This window comes from Phycicoccus sp. Soil748 (assembly GCF_001428025.1).
In the GTDB taxonomy this organism is placed as follows: domain Bacteria; phylum Actinomycetota; class Actinomycetes; order Actinomycetales; family Dermatophilaceae; genus Pedococcus.
The window spans coordinates 175,317-194,925 of sequence record NZ_LMSC01000006.1; the positions used below are offsets into that span (position 1 = coordinate 175,317).

The 19,609-nt window shown below is 71.4% G+C and carries 19 protein-coding genes and 2 pseudogenes; 9 read left to right on the forward strand and 12 right to left on the reverse strand.

From position 1 onward, the window contains the following. Positions 1–3: 3 nt before the first annotated feature. Positions 4–1,434, reverse strand: a complete 1,431-nt coding sequence (locus ASG70_RS05845; protein ID WP_056882909.1) for a cytochrome ubiquinol oxidase subunit I — start codon at positions 1,432–1,434, stop codon at positions 4–6. 174 nt (positions 1,435–1,608) lie between these two features. Here ASG70_RS05845 and ASG70_RS05850 point away from each other — a divergent pair, with 174 nt between their 5' ends. After that, complete coding sequence (locus ASG70_RS05850) at positions 1,609–2,316, forward strand: gamma-glutamyl-gamma-aminobutyrate hydrolase family protein (protein ID WP_056882910.1); 708 nt, start codon at positions 1,609–1,611, stop codon at positions 2,314–2,316. Here ASG70_RS05850 and galE read toward each other — a convergent pair. The 3 genes from galE to paaI form a co-directional block, all read right to left on the reverse strand. Then, a complete protein-coding gene (gene galE / locus ASG70_RS05855; protein WP_056883237.1) occupies positions 2,304–3,320 on the reverse strand; it encodes a UDP-glucose 4-epimerase GalE in 1,017 nt (338 codons plus the stop codon). The two genes, ASG70_RS05850 and galE, sit on opposite strands and share 13 nt — an antisense overlap. 26 nt (positions 3,321–3,346) lie before the next feature. Beyond that, positions 3,347–3,811, reverse strand: a complete 465-nt coding sequence (locus tag ASG70_RS05860) for a helix-turn-helix domain-containing protein (protein WP_056882911.1) — start codon at positions 3,809–3,811, stop codon at positions 3,347–3,349. 275 nt (positions 3,812–4,086) lie between these two features. After that, complete coding sequence (paaI, locus tag ASG70_RS05865) at positions 4,087–4,524, reverse strand: hydroxyphenylacetyl-CoA thioesterase PaaI (protein ID WP_200949206.1); 438 nt, start codon at positions 4,522–4,524, stop codon at positions 4,087–4,089. A gap of 68 nt (positions 4,525–4,592) precedes the next feature. On the opposite strand from paaI, the gene paaN reads away from it, so the two are divergent. Next, a complete protein-coding gene (gene paaN, locus ASG70_RS05870; protein ID WP_056882912.1) occupies positions 4,593–6,335 on the forward strand; it encodes a phenylacetic acid degradation protein PaaN in 1,743 nt (580 codons plus the stop codon). Between the two features lie 54 nt (positions 6,336–6,389). Further along, positions 6,390–6,773 (forward strand): phage holin family protein, encoded by a 384-nt coding sequence (locus ASG70_RS05875; RefSeq protein WP_056882913.1) that lies wholly within the window; start codon positions 6,390–6,392, stop codon positions 6,771–6,773. 223 nt (positions 6,774–6,996) lie between these two features. Here the strand turns inward: ASG70_RS05875 and ASG70_RS05880 are convergent, their stop codons facing one another. Next, on the reverse strand, positions 6,997–7,752 hold the full coding sequence (locus ASG70_RS05880) for a helix-turn-helix transcriptional regulator (protein ID WP_056882914.1): 756 nt from the start codon (positions 7,750–7,752) through the stop codon (positions 6,997–6,999). 142 nt (positions 7,753–7,894) lie between these two features. On the opposite strand from ASG70_RS05880, the gene hisC reads away from it, so the two are divergent. Then, positions 7,895–8,998 (forward strand): histidinol-phosphate transaminase, encoded by a 1,104-nt coding sequence (gene hisC / locus ASG70_RS05885; RefSeq protein ID WP_056882915.1) that lies wholly within the window; start codon positions 7,895–7,897, stop codon positions 8,996–8,998. Between the two features lie 15 nt (positions 8,999–9,013). Here hisC and ASG70_RS05890 read toward each other — a convergent pair whose 3' ends face one another. Further along, complete coding sequence (locus tag ASG70_RS05890; protein WP_056882916.1) at positions 9,014–9,400, reverse strand: hypothetical protein; 387 nt, start codon at positions 9,398–9,400, stop codon at positions 9,014–9,016. Between the two features lie 27 nt (positions 9,401–9,427). Between ASG70_RS05890 and ASG70_RS05895 the strand changes: the two genes are divergently transcribed. The 5 genes and pseudogenes from ASG70_RS05895 to ASG70_RS05910 form a co-directional block, all read left to right on the forward strand. Then, positions 9,428–10,080: aldo/keto reductase (locus ASG70_RS05895; protein ID WP_235531388.1), on the forward strand; the 653-nt coding region annotated here is incomplete at its 3' end. A 1-nt stretch (position 10,081) separates the two neighbouring features. Next, positions 10,082–10,411 (forward strand): annotated as a pseudogene (locus ASG70_RS19865) (aldo/keto reductase); the annotation flags it as partial. Positions 10,412–10,605: 194 nt separating this feature from the next. After that, on the forward strand, positions 10,606–11,817 hold the full coding sequence (pdhA, locus tag ASG70_RS05900; RefSeq protein ID WP_056882918.1) for a pyruvate dehydrogenase (acetyl-transferring) E1 component subunit alpha: 1,212 nt from the start codon (positions 10,606–10,608) through the stop codon (positions 11,815–11,817). Further along, a complete protein-coding gene (locus tag ASG70_RS05905) occupies positions 11,817–12,791 on the forward strand; it encodes an alpha-ketoacid dehydrogenase subunit beta (protein WP_200949207.1) in 975 nt (324 codons plus the stop codon). Before pdhA ends, ASG70_RS05905 begins: the two co-directional genes overlap by 1 nt. A 17-nt stretch (positions 12,792–12,808) precedes the next feature. Continuing rightward, entirely contained in the window at positions 12,809–14,332 is a 1,524-nt protein-coding gene (locus tag ASG70_RS05910) for a dihydrolipoamide acetyltransferase family protein (RefSeq protein ID WP_056882919.1), read from the forward strand. A gap of 97 nt (positions 14,333–14,429) precedes the next feature. Here ASG70_RS05910 and ASG70_RS05915 read toward each other — a convergent pair whose 3' ends face one another. The 6 genes and pseudogenes from ASG70_RS05915 to ASG70_RS19870 all read right to left on the reverse strand — a co-directional run. Then, on the reverse strand, positions 14,430–15,140 hold the full coding sequence (locus tag ASG70_RS05915; protein WP_056882920.1) for an ABC transporter permease subunit: 711 nt from the start codon (positions 15,138–15,140) through the stop codon (positions 14,430–14,432). Further along, on the reverse strand, positions 15,137–16,057 hold the full coding sequence (locus ASG70_RS05920) for an ABC transporter ATP-binding protein (RefSeq protein WP_056882921.1): 921 nt from the start codon (positions 16,055–16,057) through the stop codon (positions 15,137–15,139). The genes ASG70_RS05915 and ASG70_RS05920 overlap by 4 nt, the downstream gene beginning before the upstream one ends. Further along, a complete protein-coding gene (locus ASG70_RS05925; protein WP_056882922.1) occupies positions 16,054–16,950 on the reverse strand; it encodes a hypothetical protein in 897 nt (298 codons plus the stop codon). Before ASG70_RS05925 ends, ASG70_RS05920 begins: the two co-directional genes overlap by 4 nt. Continuing rightward, the gene (locus ASG70_RS05930) at positions 16,943–17,899 is read right to left on the reverse strand and encodes an ABC transporter ATP-binding protein (protein WP_235531371.1); all 957 of its coding nucleotides are present in this window, start codon (positions 17,897–17,899) and stop codon (positions 16,943–16,945) included. The genes ASG70_RS05925 and ASG70_RS05930 overlap by 8 nt, the downstream gene beginning before the upstream one ends. A gap of 76 nt (positions 17,900–17,975) precedes the next feature. After that, positions 17,976–19,057 (reverse strand): MFS transporter (locus ASG70_RS05935; RefSeq protein WP_235531372.1); only part of this gene is annotated, 1,082 nt, incomplete at its 5' end. Between the two features lies 1 nt (position 19,058). After that, positions 19,059–19,607 (reverse strand): annotated as a pseudogene (locus tag ASG70_RS19870) (MFS transporter); the annotation flags it as partial. Positions 19,608–19,609 lie beyond the last annotated feature (2 nt).

Below are 19,609 nucleotides of genomic sequence, written 5' to 3' on the forward strand. Positions count from 1 at the left end.
TTCTCAGTACGCGAACGCCAGCGGGGCGTCCTCGTCGGTGGTCTCCGGCGTCGCGGGCTCCTCGAAGGGCGGCGCCCCGGCCCGCAGGTAGGTGAGGAAGAGCTTGACCTCGATGACGGCCAGGACGCCGTAGAGCAGCGTGTAGACGACCATCGACGTCACGACCTCACCGGCGGACACCGAGGGCGAGACCCCGGTTTTCGTCGCCATCACCCCGAACACCAGCCAGGGCTGGCGGCCGGCCTCGGTGAAGATCCAGCCGAAGCTGTTGCCGAGGATCGGCAGCAGGGGCGCCGCGATGACCGCCCAGTGCCACCACCGGGCACGCGGGACGCGCTCGCCGCGGGTGGTCCAGAGCGTGAGGAGGGCGAGGAGGGCGGCCAGCATCCCGACGCCGATCATGAGCCGGAAGCTCCAGTAGGACAGCGGGATGTTCGGCGTGTACGTCGCGTCGGCCGTGAGCGGGTTGCCGGCGAACCGCTGCGCGTACTCCGCCTTGAGCTCGTTGATGCCCTGGACGCTGCCGTCGAAGTGGCCCGTGGCGAGGAAGCTGAGCAGCCCCGGCACCGTCACCGCGAACTTCTCCTGCGTGCCGTCGAGCGACCCGATGGTCAGCAGGGAGAAGGGGGCGCTGCCGTCGGAGGACGTGTAGAGCGCCTCGGCCGCGGCCATCTTCATGGGCTGCACCTCGGTCATGATCTTGCCCTGGACGTCGCCGGTGCCGGCCACCGCCAGGCCCGCGACGAGGGTGACGGCGGCGCCGAGCCGGGTGGCGCGCCGGTACAAGCCGGAGTCACGGCCGACGTCGGCCCGCCGCAGGTGCCACAGCCCCACGGCCATGACGACGGCACCCCCGACCATGTAGGCCGCGGCGACGACGTGCGGGAACGTCACCAGCTGCACCTTGTTGGTCAGGACGGCGACGAAGTCGGTGAGCTCAGCGCGGCCGGTCTCGGGGTTGTAGCGGTAGCCGACCGGGTTCTGCATGAACGAGTTGGCGGCGAGGATGAAGTAGGCCGAGAGCAGTGTGCCCACGTGCACGATCCACATGCAGGCGGCGTGGAGCTTCTCCGGGATCCGGCCCCAGCCGAAGATCCACAGGCCGAGGAAGGTCGACTCGAGGAAGAACGCGAGCAGCGCCTCGATCGCCAGCGGTGCGCCGAAGATGTCGCCCACGAAGCGGCTGTAGTCCGACCAGTTCATGCCGAACTGGAACTCCTGCACGATGCCGGTGACCAGCCCGAGGGCGAAGTTGATCGTGAAGAGCTTGCCGAAGAACTTGGCGAGCCGCAGGTCGTCCTGGCGGCGGCGCCGCACCCAGGAGGAGTGGTACCAGGCCACGAGGGCCGAGAGCCCGATCGTGACCGGGACGAACAGGAAGTGGTAGACGGTGGTGATGGCGAACTGCCAGCGGGCCAGGTCGAGGTTGTCCATCGGTGCTCCGGTCTCCCTGCGCGACGAGTGCTTTGGCAACGGGCATTACTACACGGCGTAGTACATACTACGACTCGTCGTAGGTCAGACGGCAGGGGCGAAGGTCCTGCCCCGCCGTGACGCTCGTCTCAGCGGCTCCGGCGGCGCGGCTGCCTCGCCGGTTAGGGTCGTGCCGTGCGCCGACCGCTCGTCCTCGTGCCAGCCCGGTGGGCCCGCGTCATCGAGGGGCGCGAGCGCCCCGGTCTGTTCGCGCCGCGGTCGCTGCTGGACTCCATCTCACGTGCGGGCGGGGAGCCGCTGCTCGCGTGGCCCGACGGCCTCGAGCGGGCCCGCGACCTCGTCGCCCTCGCCGACGCCGTCGTCCTGCAGGGCGGCGACGACCTCGACCTGCGCCCGTTCGGCGTCCCCGACGTGCATCCCCGGGAGTCGCACCCACCCGCCGAGCAGGACGCCGCCGACGTCGCCGTGAGCCGGGCGGCCGTCGAGGCCGGCGTGCCCGTCCTGGCGATCTGCCGCGGCATGCAGGTGCTCAACATCGTGCTCGGCGGCACCATCCACCAGCACTACGAGGAGACCACGGTCGCCCACGCCAACAACCCGCACGACGTCGACGTCGTGCCCGGCACGCTGCTCGAGCGCCTCATGGGACCAGGGCGGCGCGGCAGCTGGTCCAACCACCACCAGGCCTGCGACCGGCTCGCGGAGGGCTGGCTGCTGTCGGCGACGAGCGAGGACGGGTGCGTCGAGGCGATGGAGTCGGCCGACGGCCGGGTGGTCGCCGTGCAGTGGCACCCGGAGGTGGACGCCCACGAGGTGCCGCACCAGCAGGCGCTGTTCGACTGGGTCGTCGAGCAGGGCGGCGCGAGGCGTCAGTCGGGGTAGCCCACCGGGTTGTCGCGCTGCCAGTGCCACTGGTCGGCACACATGTCCTCGATGGTGCGCTCAGCCTTCCAGCCCAGCTCAGCCTCGGCCTTGGAGGGGTCGGCGTACGACGCGGCGATGTCGCCGGCGCGGCGGCCGACCACCTCGTAGGGCAGCTCGTGCCCGCAGGCGTGCTCGAACGCGTGCAGCACCTCCAGGACGCTGGTCCCGTGGCCCGTGCCGAGGTTCCAGGTCGAGACGACCTCGTCGGTGCTGCCCAGCTTGGTCAGGGCGGCGAGGTGGCCGGCCGCCAGGTCCTCGACGTGGATGTAGTCGCGCAGGGGCGTGCCGTCGGGTGTCGGGTAGTCGTCACCGAAGACGTTGAGCTTCTCGCGGGTGCCCACCGCCACCTGGGCGATGAACGGCATGAGGTTGTTGGGGATGCCCTGCGGGTCCTCGCCGATGGTGCCCGACGCGTGTGCGCCCACGGGGTTGAAGTAGCGCAGGAGCGCGATGCGCCAGCGGTCGTCGGTGCGGGCGACGTCGCGCAGCACCTGCTCCTGCATGACCTTGGTCCACCCGTAGGGGTTGGTCGCCGAGGTGGGCAGGTGCTCGGTGAACGGCGGCTCGGCACTCTCGCCGTACACCGTCGCGGAGGAGGAGAACACGAGCTTGAAGCAGCCGTGACGCTGCATCGCGCGAACGAGCGCGAAGGTCGAGTCGAGGTTGTTCTGGTAGTACTCCAGCGGCACCTCGACGCTCTCGCCCACGGCCTTGAGCCCGGCGAAGTGGATGACGGCGTCGAACTGCCGCTCGGCGAACAGGTTCTCGGTCTTGTCGCGGTCGGTGAGGTCGAAGGCATGGACCTCGAGGTGGCCGCCGATCAGGGCCTCGAGCCGCGGGACCACCGTCGGCTTGGAGTTGGCGAAGCTGTCGACCACCACGACCTCGTGGCCGGCTGCGGCCAGCTGGACGACCGTGTGGGACCCGATGTAACCGGCACCGCCGGTGACCAGAACGCGCATGGCCACAGCGTATGGCGTGAGCCACCTCAGCGTCCCGAGGCGTCACGGTGCCATGTCCACTCGGGGCCGGGCACGTCGTACCCGTGCCTTGCCGTGAACCACGTCGGGCTCGACCGCGCGCGACGGGGCGTGGCGTGGGCCGGGAGCCGGCGGTTGGTCCGGTCCCGGCCGAGCACGTCCGACGAGGTCCAGTCCTCGGCGAGCACCGGGCTGCCGTCGAGGTCGTGGCACAGCCTCAGGTGGAACCGGGTGTCGGCCAGCGCGGCGACCACGTCGTCGAGCTTGAGCCGGCCCGGGTTCGACTCGAGTCGAGAGACGGCGCTCTTGCTCAGGCCGGTGGCCTCGGCGCGGTCGCGCTGGCTCGCCCCCGACTCCGACCGCGCGGCGCGCAGGGCCATCACGATGCTGTCGCAGAGCGTGAGGGCATCGCGGGCGTCATCGAGCTCACGCTCCCACCGGGCCACCTTGTCGTCGAACCGTTCGTACGCCACGTCCCCACTCTCGCGTCGCCCCGCGACGGCGGCGACGTCGTTCTCGCGGGCTGGGGACGCCGGACGCGCAAGGCCGCTGGTGGGGACAACTGGAGGGGCGCGGGGAGGGGCGCGGGGAGGGGCGCAGGCGGTTTGGGGAGGCCCGGCACCCGGTCTTGCCTTGCTATGCAGTGCCCCCTCAGGTGGGGCACTGCATAGCGAGACGATCACCGTGTGCGGCGGTCCCGGCGGACCCCCTCAGCGCGGGTCTCGGAAGGCGCCGGTTCAGCGCTCGGTTACCGGGGCGGCAGGCTCCGCGAGCGGCCGCGGAACTCGGCGACGACCGCGCCGTCCGACTCCCTCGTCACCGTCACGTCGGTGATGCCGCTGCGACCGTAGGTGGTCCGCTGACGGGCGTCGGCGACGAGGACGTCGCCCAGCCGTGCCGAGGTCACGAAGGCGACGTCGGCACCGGCGGCGACGGTCAGCTGCCCGCGGCTGTTGCAGGCCAGGGCGAACGCCGAGTCGGCCAGGGTGAAGATGAACCCGCCGTGGGCGATGGCGTGACCGTTGACCATCGAGTCGGTGACGGTCATCCGGACCACCGCGTGGTCGACCTCGACGGTGGTGGCCTCCATGCCGAGGTCGCGGGAGGCCCGGTCGTCGGCCCACATGGCCAGCACGTGTGCCAGGTCGTCTGACAGGTCGTCGCTGCGGTCGCTCACGTCGCTCATCCGCCCATGCTCGCAGCCACCCGCTCCGCGCGTGTCGCGGGACGCTGCGCGACACCTACGATGACCGCATGACCACGGCAACGTCGCCCACCGAGCACGCCCCGTCCCAGCAGCACCCCCTCGTCGCGAAGCACGCGGACGTGCTCGAGCAGGCCGCCGCCGCGCTCGCCGCCCGCTCCTACTTCTCGCGCTACCCCGAGTCCCCGTCGCCCCGCGTGTACGGCGAGGGGTCTGCCCAGGCGGGGCAGGAGGCCTTCGAGGCGTTGCGCGACAAGGCCTTCGGTGCGCTCGGTGACGTGGCGACGGACGGCACGTGGACGGGCGAGGAGGTCTCCCCGTACGGGCCGGCCCTGGGCATCACCTACCCCCACCTCGACGTCGACGCGGCCGTGGCAGCCGGGCTCGCGGCCCTGCCGGCCTGGCGCGACGCCGGTGCCCGCACTCGCGCAGCCGTCTGCGTGGAGGTCATCGAAGGCATCAACCGGCGCTCCTTCGAGATCGCCCACTCGGTGATGCACACGTCCGGCCAGCCCTTCGTCATGGCTTTCCAGGCCGCCGGGCCGCACGCCCAGGACCGCGCCCTCGAGGCCGTCGTCGCCGGGCTCGTCGAGCAGGAGCGCGTGCCTGCCTCGGTCGTCTGGGAGAAGCCCGGCCGCGACAAGGAGGGCAACCCCGCCCCGCTGCGCATGCAGAAGGACTACCGCATCGTGCCCCGTGGGCTCGCGCTCGTCATCGGCTGCAACACCTTCCCGACGTGGAACAGCTACCCCGGGCTGTTCGCGTCCCTCGTCACCGGCAACCCCGTCATCGTCAAGCCGCACCCGCACGCGGTGCTGCCGCTCGCGATCTCGGTCGCCGTCGCCCGTGAGGTCCTGGCCGCCGCCGGGTTCAGCCCGGACCTGGTGCAGCTCGCTCCCGAGGCCGAGGGCGAAGGTCTCGCCAAGGTCCTGGCCGAGCGCGAGGAAGTGCGCATCGTCGACTACACGGGCGGACCGTCGTTCGGTGCCTGGCTCGAGGAGACCGGCGCCGGCAGGGGTCAGCTGGTCTACACCGAGAAGGCGGGGGTCAACTCCGTCGTCGTCGACTCGACCGACAACCTGCGCGGCGTGCTGGGCAACCTCGCGTTCTCCCTGACGCTCTACTCCGGGCAGATGTGCACCACGCCCCAGAACCTCTACGTGCCCCGGGACGGCATCGACACCGACGAGGGCCACCTGTCGTTCGAGGACTTCGGCGCCCGCCTGGCCGCCGCCGTGGGCAAGCTCACCGGTGACGACGCCCGGGCGGTGGAGCTGCTCGGCGCCACCGTCAACGACGGGGTCCGCGCCAATGCCGGGGGCGTGGCCGACCTCGCCGCCGAAGCGGGTGGCACGGTCGTCCTGGACTCGCGAGCCGTCACCCACCCGACCTGGCCCGACGCCGTGGTCCGCGCCCCGGGCCTTGTCGCCGTCGACGCCAGCCGTGAGGACGTCTACACCCAGGAGTGCTTCGGGCCGGTCACCTTCCTCATCGCCACGTCCGGCACCGACCAGTCGCTGGCCCAGTTCCGTGACACCGTGCGCGAGCACGGGGCGATGACGGCGGCGGTCTACTCGACCTCCGAGGACGTGCTCGACCGGGCCCGCGAGGCCGCGGCCGACGCCGGCGTCGCGCTCTCGGAGAACCTCACCGGCCAGGTCTTCGTCAACCAGACGGCTGCGTTCTCCGACCTCCACGGCACCGGCGCCAACCCGGCCGCCAACGCCGCGTACACCGATGCCGCGTTCGTGGCCAACCGCTTCCGCGTCGTCACGAGCCGCCGCCACGTCTGAGGCAGCGGTCGCGGGGTCCCTGCGCCGCCGACACCGCTCTGGCACGATCGGGACATGAACTTCCTCATCAAGGTCGCCGTCAACGCGGTGGCGCTGTGGGTGGCGGCGTGGCTCGTCCCGGGCATCGGCTTCGGCGACGGCAAGTTCGGGTCGAAGTTCGCCACCGTGGTGCTGGTGGCCGTGGTCTTCGGGCTCGTCAACGCGATCGTCAAGCCCATCGCCAAGCTGCTGAGCTTTCCCTTCATCATCCTGACGCTCGGGCTGTTCACGTTCATCGTCAACGCATTCATGCTCCAGCTGACCGAGTGGATCTCCGGCCCGCTCGGCCTGAGCTTCACGATCGACCACTTCTTCTGGGACGCGGTCCTCGGCGCCCTGGTCGTGACCATCGTGTCGATCGTCCTCAACTGGGTCCTGCCCGACGGGGACGACGACTGACCCGAGCCGGGCACGGCAGCGCCACGAGACCGCATCTCCCCGCCGGATGCGGTCTCGTGGCGTCTGCGGACCCGCCACCTGCTGCCCTGCACGGGGGCGGTGACGGGTCGCTGGCGGCATCCCTCCCCCGAAGGCGCCGCCGCGCAAACTGTGGCACCCGGCCGCGCCCGGGGCCAACCGGCACACGCGCGGGTGCGTGCACACGCAACCCGGCTTGACGTGGTCAGTAGGCGTGCGGCCCCGTGGCAGGAGTCGTCAGGCCGGCGCCGAGCGCGTGCACGGCGTCGAGGCGGCCCCGCGCCCCGAGGCGCTCGACGATGGCGGCGACCTCGGACACCACGGTGCGCACCGACACCCCGAGCTCGCGGGCGATGGCGGCGTCCTTGGTGCCGGCAGCCAGCCGGCTCGCGACCAGCACCTGGCGGCGGGTGAAGGGAGGCTCGTCGCCGGGCGGCACCGCGGGCCGCGATGACGCCCACACCCGCGTCCAGATGTCCGTGACCGCGCCGAGCACGTCGGAGCGGGTGGCGCGCCAGGCGGTCGGCTCGCCGTGGTTGCCGGGGGGACCGAACACGACGGCCGCGCTGCCGTCGACGAGGATGAACGTGGTGAAGACGTGGCCGACCCGCACGGCCGGGTCGATGGACGACATCAGCGGGTTGACCGTCAGGCAGTGCGGGCTCACCACCGTGCGCAGGTCCAGGCCGCGCTGCGCGGAGCGCTCGTTGAGCTCGTGGCTGGCGTCGTGGGGCCGAAAGCGCGTCGACGGCAGGATCGACCACACCGACCTGCGCGCCTGCGGCTCGAGCGCGGTGAGGCCGTCGTCGATGTTCCTCACGCCTGCGCCGAGCAGGCTGAAACCGGACGCCGTCCTCCCGGCGAGGTGGTCGAGCGCGAGGTCGTTGACGGTGGCGCTGAGGCGACCGACCCGGCGGAACAGGTCGTGCCGCTCGGCTTCCCCACCGTCCGCGGTCGTCATGCTCCCCTTCCCTCCGCGCTGCCGTGCGCTCGCATGATCACACAGAGGCGGCGGCGGACGCACCCCATGATCCGCAGGGTCGGTGGGCACGACCGTCGCGGCCGGGCCGCGACCAGCGACGACGCCGCATACAGTGACCCCCATGAGCGACCCGATCCGTGAGACCGACGTCCGGCTGCGTGCGGCCCTCGACCAGGTGCCGGCCTACGTGCCCGGCAAGCCGGCGTCCGCGCGCGAGGGCGTCACGGCCTACAAGGTGTCCTCCAACGAGAACCCGTTCCCGCCGCTGCCCTCGGTCCTCGAGGTCATCCACGAGGCCGCGACGCAGGTCAACCGTTACCCCGACATGGCCGTCACGGCGCTCACCGAGGCCCTCGCCGAGCACCTCGGGGTGCCGACCGAGCACATCGCCACCGGCACCGGCTCGGTCGGCGTCCTCGGCCAGCTCGTGCAGGCGACGTGCGATCCGGGCGACGAGGTCGTCTACGCCTGGCGCTCGTTCGAGGCGTATCCCATCGTCACCGCGCTCGCCGGAGCCAGGTCGGTGCAGGTCGGCCTCGACGACCACGCGCGCCACCGCCTCGACGCCATGGCCGCCGCGATCACCGACCGCACCAAGGTGGTCATCGTCTGCACCCCCAACAACCCGACCGGCCCGATGGTCACCCACACCGAGCTCGAGCGGTTCCTCGACCAGGTGCCGTCCCGGGTGCTCGTGGTCATCGACGAGGCCTACGTCGAGTTCGTCACCGGCGAGGACGCGCCGCGCAGCCTGGAGCTCTACCGCGAGCGGCCCAACGTCATGGTGCTGCGCACCTTCTCCAAGGCCTACGGCCTTGCCGGGCTCCGCGTCGGGTATGCCGTCGCGCACCCGCCGGTCGCGAGTGCGCTGCGCAAGACGGCCACCCCGTTCGGCGTCAACTCGATCGCCCAGGCGGCGGCCGTCGCCTCGCTCGGCGCGTTCGACGAGCTCAAGGAGCGGGTCGACCAGCTTGTCGCCGAGCGCACCCGGGTCGTGGAGGCCCTGCGCGGACAGGGCTGGTTCATCGCCGACACGGAGGCGAACTTCGTGTGGTTCGGCCTCGGGGAGCGTTCCGGCGCCTTCGCTGCCGCCGCCCAGGAGGCGGGCCTCACGCTGCGCCAGTACGGCGACGACGGTGTCCGCGCGACGATCGGCGAGACCGAGGCCAACGACGTGCTCATCCGTGTCGCCGGCGACTTCCTCACGGAGCACCCCGCGTCCTGAGGCCGCTCTGCCGCCTCAGCCGACGACCTCCTCGACCCGGAACGCCGATCCCTGCTGGCAGGTGGTCGTCGCCACGTCGAGGCGTGCCCCGCGCAGGGTGACGCGCTGACCTGCCTCCAGGCCCTCGGTGTGGCCGACGAGCACCCAGGCGCCGCCGGGCTGACCGTCCTCCGGCGAGAACAGCAGGCAGCCACGCTCCGTACCCGCCGCCACGGTCCCGGTCACGGTGACGAGGCGGCCACGCCCTCCGACCGGTCCGACCGGTCCTGAGCTCGACGGGCTGGGGGCGGCCGTCGACGCGCTCGAGGTCGTCGTCGTGCTTGGCGAGGCGGTCCCGCAGGCGGCCAGGCCGAGCATCGCGACCAGTGACGGGACCGCCGAGCGCGCGCGGAGGGGCCTCATGTACCCATCCTGCGCCAGACTGTCGGCATGGTCGACACCTGGCTCCCCGCATACCTGCCCAACCCGGACCGCTACGGCCCCATGCCCTACCGCAAGGTGGGCCAGAGCGGCCTGCACCTCCCGGCGGTCTCGCTGGGCCTGTGGCACAACTTCGGCGACGACAAGCCGTTCGAGGTGCAGCGGGCGATCCTGCGCCGGGCGTTCGACATCGGCATCACGCACTTCGACCTCGCCAACAACTACGGCCCGCCGTACGGCAGCGCCGAGGTCAACTTCGGCCGCCACTTCGCCGCCGACTTCAGGCCCTACCGCGACGAGCTCGTCATCAGCACCAAGGCCGGCTACGACATGTGGCCCGGCCCCTACGGCATCGGCGGCTCGCGCAAGTACCTGCTCGCCAGCCTCGACCAGAGCCTGCAGCGCATGGGCCTGGACTACGTCGACATCTTCTACAGCCACTGCCCGGACGAGGACACCCCGCTCGAGGAGACCATGGGGGCGCTCGCCACCGCCGTCAAGCAGGGCAAGGCACTGTATGCCGGCATCTCGAGCTACTCCGCGGAGCGCACCGAGCGGGCGGCCGAGGTCCTCGCCGAACTGGGTGTCCCGCTCCTGATCCACCAGCCGAGCTACTCGATGCTGAACCGGTGGGTCGAGGGTGGCCTGCTCGACACCCTCGGNCTCGGCGGCGTGCCGGAGGGCTCGCGGGCCGCGCAGGGCAAGTCGCTGTCGCCCGACCTGCTCACCGACGAGTCGCTGGCGCACATCCGCAAGCTCGACGACCTGGCCACCGAGCGCGGGCAGTCGCTGGCGCAGATGGCGCTGGCCTGGGTGCTGCGCGACGAGCGCGTCTCCTCCGTGCTCATCGGCGCCTCCTCGGTCGCCCAGCTCGAGGACTCCGCCGCCGCGGTGGCCAACCTGCGCTTCACCGACGCCGAGCTCGAGGAGATCGACCGCGACGCCGTCGAGGCCGGCATCGACCTCTGGCGCGGCAAGTCCGAGATCGCCTGAAGGAGGCCGAGGTCCGGATTCTGAGATTTCGCGGCCTCCCGTTATCTTTGGCTCCAGCAAGGCCCTATGTGAGCGCCGCCACAACCGGCGCAACCAGCCTGCCGCGCAACGCCAGCAGCGGTGACCCCGCATGGGTCGTCGCGGCCCGAGCCGAAGGGCCCGCCATCGCGGGTCCGGAGGAAGAAGGAGTGCCTGTGAGCGACAACGCTGTCGCCAGTACCGGTGAGCAGGCCGGCACCCGTCCCGCCGAGGACGACGTGCTGGCAGAGCTGACCGCCCCCGTGCCCGAGGTCGGAGACGGCGGACCCGAGATGGTCCAGCTGCTCACGCCCGAGGGCCAGCGGGTCGAGAACGCCGAGTACGACGAGTACGTCAAGGACCTGACCGACGAGGACCTGCGCGGCTTCTACCGCGACCTCGTCCTCATCCGCCGCGTCGACGCCGAGGCCACCGCGCTCCAGCGCCAGGGTGAGCTCGGCATCTGGGCCAGCCTGCTGGGCCAGGAGGCGGCGCAGGTCGGTTCGGGGCGCGCGATGCGCCCGCAGGACTACGCCTTCCCGACCTACCGCGAGCACGGCGTCGCCTGGTGCCGCGGGGTCGACCCGCTCAACCTCCTCGGGCTCTTCCGTGGCGTCAACCACGGTGGCTGGGACCCCAACGAGAAGAACTTCCACCTCTACACGATCGTCATCGGCGCCCAGACGCTGCACGCGACCGGCTACGCGATGGGTATCCAGCGCGACGGCGACGTGGGCACCGGCGACGCCGACCGCGACGCCGCGGTGATCGCCTACTTCGGCGACGGTGCCTCCGCGCAGGGGGACGTCAACGAGGCGTTCGTCTACGCCGCGGTGAACAACGCCCCGGTCGTGTTCTTCTGCCAGAACAACCAGTGGGCCATCTCCGAGCCCAACGAGCGCCAGACCCGTATCCCGCTCTACCAGCGGGCGCGCGGCTTCGGCTTCCCGGGCGTGCGGGTCGACGGCAACGACGTCCTCGCCGTCTACGCCGTCGCCAAGCAGGCGCTCGACGCGGCCCGCTCCGGCCAGGGCCCGACCTTCGTCGAGGCCTACACCTACCGCATGGGTGCGCACACGACGTCGGACGACCCGACCAAGTACCGCGTCTCCGCCGAGGTCGAGGTGTGGAAGCACCGCGACCCGATCGAGCGCCTCAAGTCCTACCTCGTGCACACGGCGAAGGCCGACCAGGAGTTCTTCGACGCGGTGGACACCGAGGCCGACGAGCTGGCCGCGCACGTCCGCGAGGGCTGCCTGTCGATGCCCGACCCGACCCCCGACTCGATGTTCGACCACATCTACGTCGAGGAGCACCCGGTCGTCGAGGCCGAGCGCCGGGAGTTCGCCGAGTACCATGCCGGTTTCGCCACGGAGCGTGGTCACTGATGGGCACCATGACGATCGCCAAGGGCATCAACAACGGTCTGCGCGCCGCCATGGAGCGCGACCCCAAGGTCGTCCTCATGGGTGAGGACATCGGCAAGCTCGGTGGCGTCTTCCGCGTCACCGACGGCCTGCAGAAGGACTTCGGCGAGGACCGTGTCATCGACACCCCGCTCGCCGAGGCCGGCATCGTCGGCACCGCGATCGGCATGGCGCTGCGCGGCTACCGCCCCGTGGTCGAGATCCAGTTCGACGGCTTCATCTACCCGGCGTTCGACCACATCGTCAGCCAGGTCGCCAAGATGCGGGCCCGCTCGCTCGGCAAGATCAAGCTGCCCATGGTCATCCGCATCCCCGTCGGTGGTGGCATCGGCGCGGTCGAGCACCACTCGGAGTCCAACGAGGCCTACTTCGCCCACACCGCGGGGCTGAAGGTCGTCTGCTGCTCCAACGCCGAGGACGCCTACTGGATGATCCAGCAGGCCATCGAGTCCGACGACCCGGTGCTGTTCTACGAGCCCAAGCGCCGCTACTGGGACAAGGGCGAGGTCGACGAGTCGGCCGCGCCTCGCGAGCTGCTGCGGGCCAACGTCCTGCGTGAGGGCACCGACGCGACGCTGGTCGCCTACGGCCCCATGGTCAAGACCTGCATGCAGGCCGCCGAGGCGGCTGCCGCGGAGGGGAAGAACCTCGAGGTCATCGACCTGCGCACCCTCAGCCCGCTCGACCTCGACACGGTCGCCGCGTCCGTGGAGAAGACCGGCCGGACCATCGTCGTCCACGAGGCCTCGACGTTCCTCGGCATGGGCGCCGAGATCGCCGCGGCCCTGCAGCAGCGCTGCTTCTACCACCTCGAGGCCCCGGTGCTGCGGGTCGGCGGCTACAACCTGCCCTACCCGCCCAGCAAGCTCGAGGAGGAGTTCCTCCCCGACCTCGACCGCGTCCTGGACGCAGTCGACCGCTCGCTGGCTTTCTGAGAGGGACGCGAACACCCATGAGCACCAAGGAATTCAAGCTCCCCGACCCGGGCGAGGGCCTGACCGAGGCCGAGATCGTCACCTGGAACGTCAAGGTCGGCGACACGGTCAAGGTCAACGACATCGTCGTCGAGATCGAGACGGCCAAGTCGCTGGTCGAGCTCCCCGTCCCGTTCGCCGGCACCGTCACGGCGCTGCTCGTCTCCGAGGGTGACACGGTCGAGGTCGGCACGCCGATCATCGCCGTCGACACCGCCGGCGGCGCCGGCACCGGGGCACCGACGAGCGTCCAGGACGCCGGCGCGCAGCGCGCCGTCGAGCCCGGTATGGAGGGCAGCCCGGCTCCCAAGATGGAGAAGGCGGCCGCCGAGGAGGAGGCCATCGAGGAGGGCAAGATCGGCGGGACCACGTCCACCGGTCGCACCGCCGTCCTCGTCGGCTACGGCGTCAAGCAGACCGAGGCCGTGCGCCGCCCCCGCAAGGGTGCGCCGTCCGTTGCCTCGGCGGCCGCTCCGGCTCCTGTCGCTCCCGCACCCGTCGCTCCTGCGGTCCAGCAGCCGACGCCTCGCGCCGAGGAGCCGGTCGCGGCTCCCGCGGCCCGCGTCGGTGGCGGTCGGGCGCTGGCGAAGCCTCCGGTCCGCAAGCTGGCCAAGGACCTCGGCATCGACCTCGGCGTGGTGGCCGGGTCCGGCGACGGCGGCATCATCACCCGCGCAGACGTCCAGGCGCACGCCGACGGCACGAGCACGGGCGCGAGCATCGACCAGGGTGCGGCCGCCGTGCAGCCCACCGCGGCGTATCAGGCCCCGGTGTTCACCCGTGGCGAGCGCGAGACGCGCATCCCCATCAAGGGTGTCCGCAAGATGACCGCCCAGGCGATGGTCGGCAGCGCGTTCACGGCGCCGCACGTGACCGAGTGGGTCACCATCGACGCCACCGCCACCATGGAGCTCGTCGAGCGGCTGAAGAAGGACCGCGAGTTCAAGGACGTCAAGGTCACGCCGCTGCTGGTGCTGGCCAAGGCGATGGCGGTCGCGATCCGCCGCCACCCCGAGATCAACGCGACGTGGGACGAGGCCGCGCAGGAGATCGTGGTCAAGCACTACGTCAACCTCGGCATCGCCGCCGCCACGCCCCGGGGCCTCATCGTCCCGAACATCAAGGACGCCGACCAGATGTCGATGCTCCAGCTCGCCGAGGCCATCGGCGCGCTGACCGCCACCGCTCGTGAGGGTCGCACCCAGCCGGCCGACATGTCCGGCGGCACGATCACGATCACCAACGTCGGCGTCTTCGGCGTCGACACCGGCACCCCGATCATCAACCCCGGCGAGTCGGCGATCATGGCGTTCGGCGCCATCCGCCGCCAGCCGTGGGTGGTCACCGCCGCCGACGGCACCGAGACGATCGAGCCCCGCTGGGTCACCCAGCTGGCCCTGTCGTTCGACCACCGGCTCGTCGACGGCGAGCTCGGCAGCAAGTTCATCGCCGATGTGGGCGCCATCCTCGCCGACCCCGCGAGGGGCCTCGTCTGGGGCTGAGCGCAGCACCGTACACACGACGAAGGCCCGCACCGTGACCGGTGCGGGCCTTCGTCGTGCGGCGTTCGTCGTGTGGCGAACGGACCCCGCACGGCGCCTACTCGTCGCCGCGCAGGGTGAATGAGCGCAGCCGGTCGCCCGTGAACCACAGGGCCGCGACGGTCACGACCACCGCGGCGACCACGGCATAGCCCAGTCCCATCGACTGGTCCGGGACGGCGGAGCTGATCGCCGCCGCGACCTCGCGGCCCCACGCGCCGATGGCCACCCACCGGATCCCGTCGAGGACGCTGCCGAGCACGCCCTCCCAGAGGAGGGCGAAGAGCAGCCCGACGACCACGGCGTGCCGGGTGAAGGCCGCCAGCCCGAGGAACAGCGCGGTGTAGGCCGTGCCGGCCACCGCCGCTCCCACTCCCCAGGCGGCCGCGCGGCGTGGGTCGCCCACGTCGAGGACGAGCCCGGCCGCGAACAGGGGGAGGGCCCCGAAGACCATGGTCGCGGCCCAGGCCACGACGAACTTGCTCAGGGCGATGACGTGGCGGCTCACCGGCTTGGCCAGCAGGTACACGATCGACCCGTCGTCCACCTCGGGGCCGAGCACCGCCGTGGCGGCCAGCAGGGTGACCAGCGGGAGCGCGAGGGTGAAGCCGAGGTTGGCGACCGCCTCGTACCCCACGGACGGGTCGCTGGTCAGCGCGCTCACCACCACGGCGAGCACCAGGAGGACGCCAGGGATCAGGACCAGCACGATCCCGCGACGTCGGCCCAGCAGCGCCTGCCTGGAGAGCCGCAGGATGGTGCGGTTCATCGCCCCGCCCCCACGAGGTAGGAGAAGACGCTCTCGAGCGACTCGTCGGTGGGTGTGAGCTCCAGGATGCGTATGCCGCGCTGCTGGGCCACCTGCGGCAGCCGGACCGCGAACGCCCCGAAGTCGGACACCGACACGTCGACACCACCCGCCGGGCGCAGGGAGACGGAGAGCACCGAGGGCTCTGCGATGAGGGCGGCGGCCAGACCTCGGTCGTCGTCCCCGACGACGACGTACTGCACCGGGCGGTCGGTCATCAGCCGCCGGATCTGGCCGAAGTCGCCGGAGGCCGCGTGGCGCCCTGAGACGACGACCTCGATCTGCCGGGCCACCTGCTCGACCTCCTCGAGGATGTGCGAGCTGAACAGGACGGTGCGCCCCTCAGCACCCATCCGGCGCAGCAGGCTCATGAGGTGCAGCCGCTGCCGTGGGTCGACGCCGTTGAACGGCTCGTCGAGCAGGAGCACCGCAGGGTCGTGGACGAGGGCGGACGCCAGCTTGACCCGTTGGCGCATGCCCTTGGAGTAGGTCCCGATCCGGCGGGCGGCGGGCTCGCTCATCTCGACGACGTCGAGTGCTCGCTGGGCGGCGGCGCCGGGGTCCACCAGTCCGTGCAGCTCGGCGTTGGCGAGGACGAGCTCGCGACCGGTGAGGTAGCCGAAGCTGAGCTCGCGCTCGGGCACCAGGCCGATCGAGCGGTAGGCGTCGGTGTGGCGCCAGATCGGGTGTCCGTCCAGGGTGACGGTGCCGGCAGACGGCGCGAGGAACCCCGACATGAGCGCGATCAGGGTCGTCTTGCCCGCGCCGTTGGGCCCGAGCAGACCGGTGACGCCGGGCCGGACGGTCATCGAGATGCCGTTGACCGCGACGACGTTGCCGTACCACCGCGACGCCTTGTCGATGGTGATGACGCTCATGCTGTCGCCACCCTCCGGTAACGCCAGACCAGGGCTGCGACGCACGCCACGGACAGGGCGACCAGGACCACCAGGTAGGCCGCCTGCATCGCGGTCCCTGTCGGGGGCGTCGGCCCGTGGGTGTCGGTCCAGGTGGACATCAGCCCCCGGTAGAGCGAGTACGGCGAGAAGAGTCCCGCGACCTCGCCCGCCCGCGGGTGGCCCTCCTCCTGGGAGATGCCCTGGATCGCGGTGACGATGCCGTTGCCGATGAGCAGGACGGCGATCGTGGCGACGACGGCGAACCCGCGACGGGTCGACCAGGACGCCACCAGTCCGGCGACCCCGGTCAGTGCGAGTGCGAGGAGGAGCGCGAGGCCGACGGCGATCGCGGCGTCCCGGGTCTGGTCGGTGACGTCGAGCTCACCGAGCAGGGCCACGGCATACAGGAGCAGGATCGGGAGGAGCAGGAAGACGAGGGTCGCGCCGAGCAGGGAGCTCCACCGCGCGAGGGCGTAGGTGGAGGAGGGGAGCGGGCGGGCGAGGTAGAGCGAGATGGTGCCGTGCCGCAGGTCGCGCGAGAACAGGACGGGGGCCTGGGACGCGACGAAGATCCCCAGCAGGACCTGCGTCGTGGAGGCGTACTGGGCGTAGCCGATCGGCAGGCGCTTGAGCCCGACGAACACCATCACCCCGCCGATCACCAGGGCCGGCATCAGGTTGATGCCCAGCAGGACGAAGGGCAGCACCTTCGACTTCCCCGAGCGGCCGAGCCCGAAGGCGTTGCGGAAGCCGGTGACGACCAGGGCGCGGGCGATGGCGGCGGGCCCCAGGCGTGGGCCGGTGTAGGGCCGGTAGCCCAGGTCGTGGATGACGCTGCCGCCTTCGGGGGTGGCGGACGTTGGGTCAGTCATGGGACACCTCCGGGCTCGACGCGCCTGCTCCGTCCGTGGCGAAGACGTCCTCGATGTGGCGGTGGTCGACCTGCAGCCGCACCAGTCCGAGCCCGAGGTCGCTGGCGGTGTCGCGGATCAGGTCGTGCACGTCGACCTGGTCCGACGCCCGCGCGGTGGCGTCGACGGTGAGCATCGTGCCGCGGGCGACGGTCGCGACCCCGGACCGGTTCAGGGCCTGCGCCATGCGGGCCTGCGCGTCGTCACCGAGGACCTCCACGAGCAGGACGCCGGTGGCGTCGAGGAACTCGTCGGTGCTCGAGGCCCGCAGGAGCCGGCCGCCGTCGAGGACGACGACGTGGTCGCTCACGCGCTCGAGCTCGCCGAGCAGGTGCGAGGTCACGATGACCGCGATCCCGAAGTCGCGCCCGATCCGTTGGACCAGTCCGAGCATCTCGTCGCGTGCCGCCGGGTCGAGCCCGTTGGTCGGCTCGTCGAGCAGCACGAGCCGCGGGTCGTGGGCGAGGGCCTGCGCCAGCTTGGCCTTCTGCTTCATGCCGGTGGAGTAGCCACCCATCGGGCGGTACCGCTCCTCGGCCAGCCCCACGTGGCGCAGCACCTCGGCGGCGCGCTCCCGGGCGGCGACCCGGGGGAGGCCGGACATCATCGCCATGTGCACGACGAAGTCGCTGGCACTGACGTCCGGAGGCAGGCAGTCGTGCTCGGGCAGGTACCCGACTGCCGCGCGGATCGCTGGTCCCTCGGTGGCGATCTCGTGCCCGAGGACCCGCGCGCCGCCGCGGGTCGCGGGGACGAGGCCGAGCAGGATCTTGAGCAGGGTGGACTTGCCCGCGCCGTTGGCCCCGACGAGACCGGTGGTGCCCGCGCCGATCTCGAGGTCGAGCGCGTCCAGCGCGAGGACGGAGCCGTAGTCCTTGGTCAGGCCCCGGGTCTGCACGACGGCTTCCACGGACGTCACCCTAACCACGAACCCCGGGCGATCCGATGGGCTCGCCCGGGGTTCAGGGGCGGATCAGGGACGACCCTCAGTGCGCGGCGGCGGGCGGTGCTGCCGCAGCGGCCTCCGCGTCGGCCTTGTCGGCAGCGCCGCGCTCGGAGTATGCCGACCCGCCGCGCAGCTCCACGTGCGGCAGGAGCAGCATCACGAGGAAGCCGATGACCATGACCGCCCCGCCGGCGAGGAACACCGTGTCCATCGCCGAGGAGAAGCCCTCGAGGAACGGCTTGGCCAGCCGCGGGTCGAGCTGGTTGAGGAACGAGGAGTCCTTGAGCACGCCACCGGCGGCACCGGTGCCTCCACCCTGCTGGGCGGCCTGCATGCTCTGGGCGAACGCGGCGTTGGCCGGGTCCCTGAGCGCGGCCTGGAACTCGGGCGTGCCCTTCGCGGCCGCCATCGCCGTCGTGATCTTGTCGGGCACCGTCGAGAACAGGATCGACAGGAACACGGCCGTGCCCAGCGTGCCGCCGATCTGGCGGGTGAAGGTGGCCGACGACGTCGCGACGCCGATGAGGCGCGGCGACACGGCGTTCTGCACGGCGAGGGTGAGCGGCTGGAAGTTGAAGCCGAGTCCGAGGCCGAAGAAGACCATGACGATGCCGGTCTGCCACAGCGGGGTGTCCGCCTTGACGTAGTGGAAGACGAACAGAGCCAGGGCCAGCAGGGCCGAGCCGATGATCGGGAAGCGGCGGTAGCGGCCGGTGCGGCTGATGATCTGGCCCGACAGGATCGAGCCGAACATGATGCCGAGCGTCAGGGGCAGCAGCAGCAGGCCGGCCTTGGTCGGCGACGCACCCTTGACGATCTGCAGGTAGAGCGGGAGGCACGCGAGGCCACCGAACATCGCCATGCCGATGAGCACCGAGGCGCCGGAGGCGACGCCGACCGTGCGGTTCTGGAACAGCGTGAGGGGCAGCAGCGCCTCGTCCTTCATCGCGCGCTCCACGAGCAGGAAGGCGATGACGCCGACAACGCCGACGGCGTAGCAGGCGATCGAGCGACCGGAGCCCCAGCCCCAGTCGCGGCCCTGCTCGGCGACGAGCAGCAGCGGGACGAGCCCGAGGGAGAGGGTGACCGCGCCCCACCAGTCGATGCGGTGGTCGAGGCGGGNGAGGAACACCCAGCGCCAGCCGTCGATGCCGAGCAGGGAGGACTGGCCGGCGAAGAAGCCGCCGATGACCGGGCCGAGGACGCTCGAGGTGCCGAACACGGCCAGGAAGTAGCCCTGGTACTTGGCCCGCTCACGCGGCGGCACGATGTCGCCGATGATGGCCAGCGCCAGCGAGAAGAGACCGCCGGCGCCGAGGCCCTGCACGGCGCGGTAGAAGGCCAGCTGCAGCATCGTCTGCGACAGCGTGCACAGGACCGAACCGACGATGAAGATCGTGATCGCCGCGGAGAAGAACTTCTTGCGGCCGTAGATGTCCGAGAGCTTGCCGTAGAGCGGCGTGACGATCGTCGAGGTGATGAGGTACGCCGTCGTGGCCCAGGCCTGCTGGTCCAGGCCCTTGAGGTCGTCGGCGATGGTGCGGATCGCGGTGGCCACGATCGTCTGGTCGAGGGCGGCGAGGAACATGCCCATCATCAGCCCGACGAGGATCGTCACGATCTGTCGGTGCGTCAGGGGGCCGTCCGTCGCTGCGGGTGCAGTGGCTGCCATGT

What these genes read in the sequence shown, in the direction of transcription:
- ASG70_RS05845 (WP_056882909.1), bottom strand. Translation starts at nt 1,434, where the DNA reads ATGGACAACCTCGACCTGGCCCGCTGGCAGTTCGCCATCACCACCGTC.
- galE (WP_056883237.1), bottom strand. Translation starts at nt 3,320, where the DNA reads ATGCGCGTTCTGGTCACCGGCGGTGCCGGTTACATCGGGTCCCACACG.
- paaI (WP_200949206.1), bottom strand. Translation starts at nt 4,524, where the DNA reads ATGAGCGACGTGAGCGACCGCAGCGACGACCTGTCAGACGACCTGGCA.
- paaN (WP_056882912.1), top strand. Translation starts at nt 4,593, where the DNA reads ATGACCACGGCAACGTCGCCCACCGAGCACGCCCCGTCCCAGCAGCAC.
- ASG70_RS05875 (WP_056882913.1), top strand. Translation starts at nt 6,390, where the DNA reads ATGAACTTCCTCATCAAGGTCGCCGTCAACGCGGTGGCGCTGTGGGTG.
- ASG70_RS05880 (WP_056882914.1), bottom strand. Translation starts at nt 7,752, where the DNA reads ATGACGACCGCGGACGGTGGGGAAGCCGAGCGGCACGACCTGTTCCGC.
- hisC (WP_056882915.1), top strand. Translation starts at nt 7,895, where the DNA reads ATGAGCGACCCGATCCGTGAGACCGACGTCCGGCTGCGTGCGGCCCTC.
- ASG70_RS05890 (WP_056882916.1), bottom strand. Translation starts at nt 9,400, where the DNA reads ATGAGGCCCCTCCGCGCGCGCTCGGCGGTCCCGTCACTGGTCGCGATG.
- ASG70_RS05905 (WP_200949207.1), top strand. Translation starts at nt 11,817, where the DNA reads ATGGGCACCATGACGATCGCCAAGGGCATCAACAACGGTCTGCGCGCC.
- ASG70_RS05910 (WP_056882919.1), top strand. Translation starts at nt 12,809, where the DNA reads ATGAGCACCAAGGAATTCAAGCTCCCCGACCCGGGCGAGGGCCTGACC.
- ASG70_RS05915 (WP_056882920.1), bottom strand. Translation starts at nt 15,140, where the DNA reads ATGAACCGCACCATCCTGCGGCTCTCCAGGCAGGCGCTGCTGGGCCGA.
- ASG70_RS05920 (WP_056882921.1), bottom strand. Translation starts at nt 16,057, where the DNA reads ATGAGCGTCATCACCATCGACAAGGCGTCGCGGTGGTACGGCAACGTC.
- ASG70_RS05925 (WP_056882922.1), bottom strand. Translation starts at nt 16,950, where the DNA reads ATGACTGACCCAACGTCCGCCACCCCCGAAGGCGGCAGCGTCATCCAC.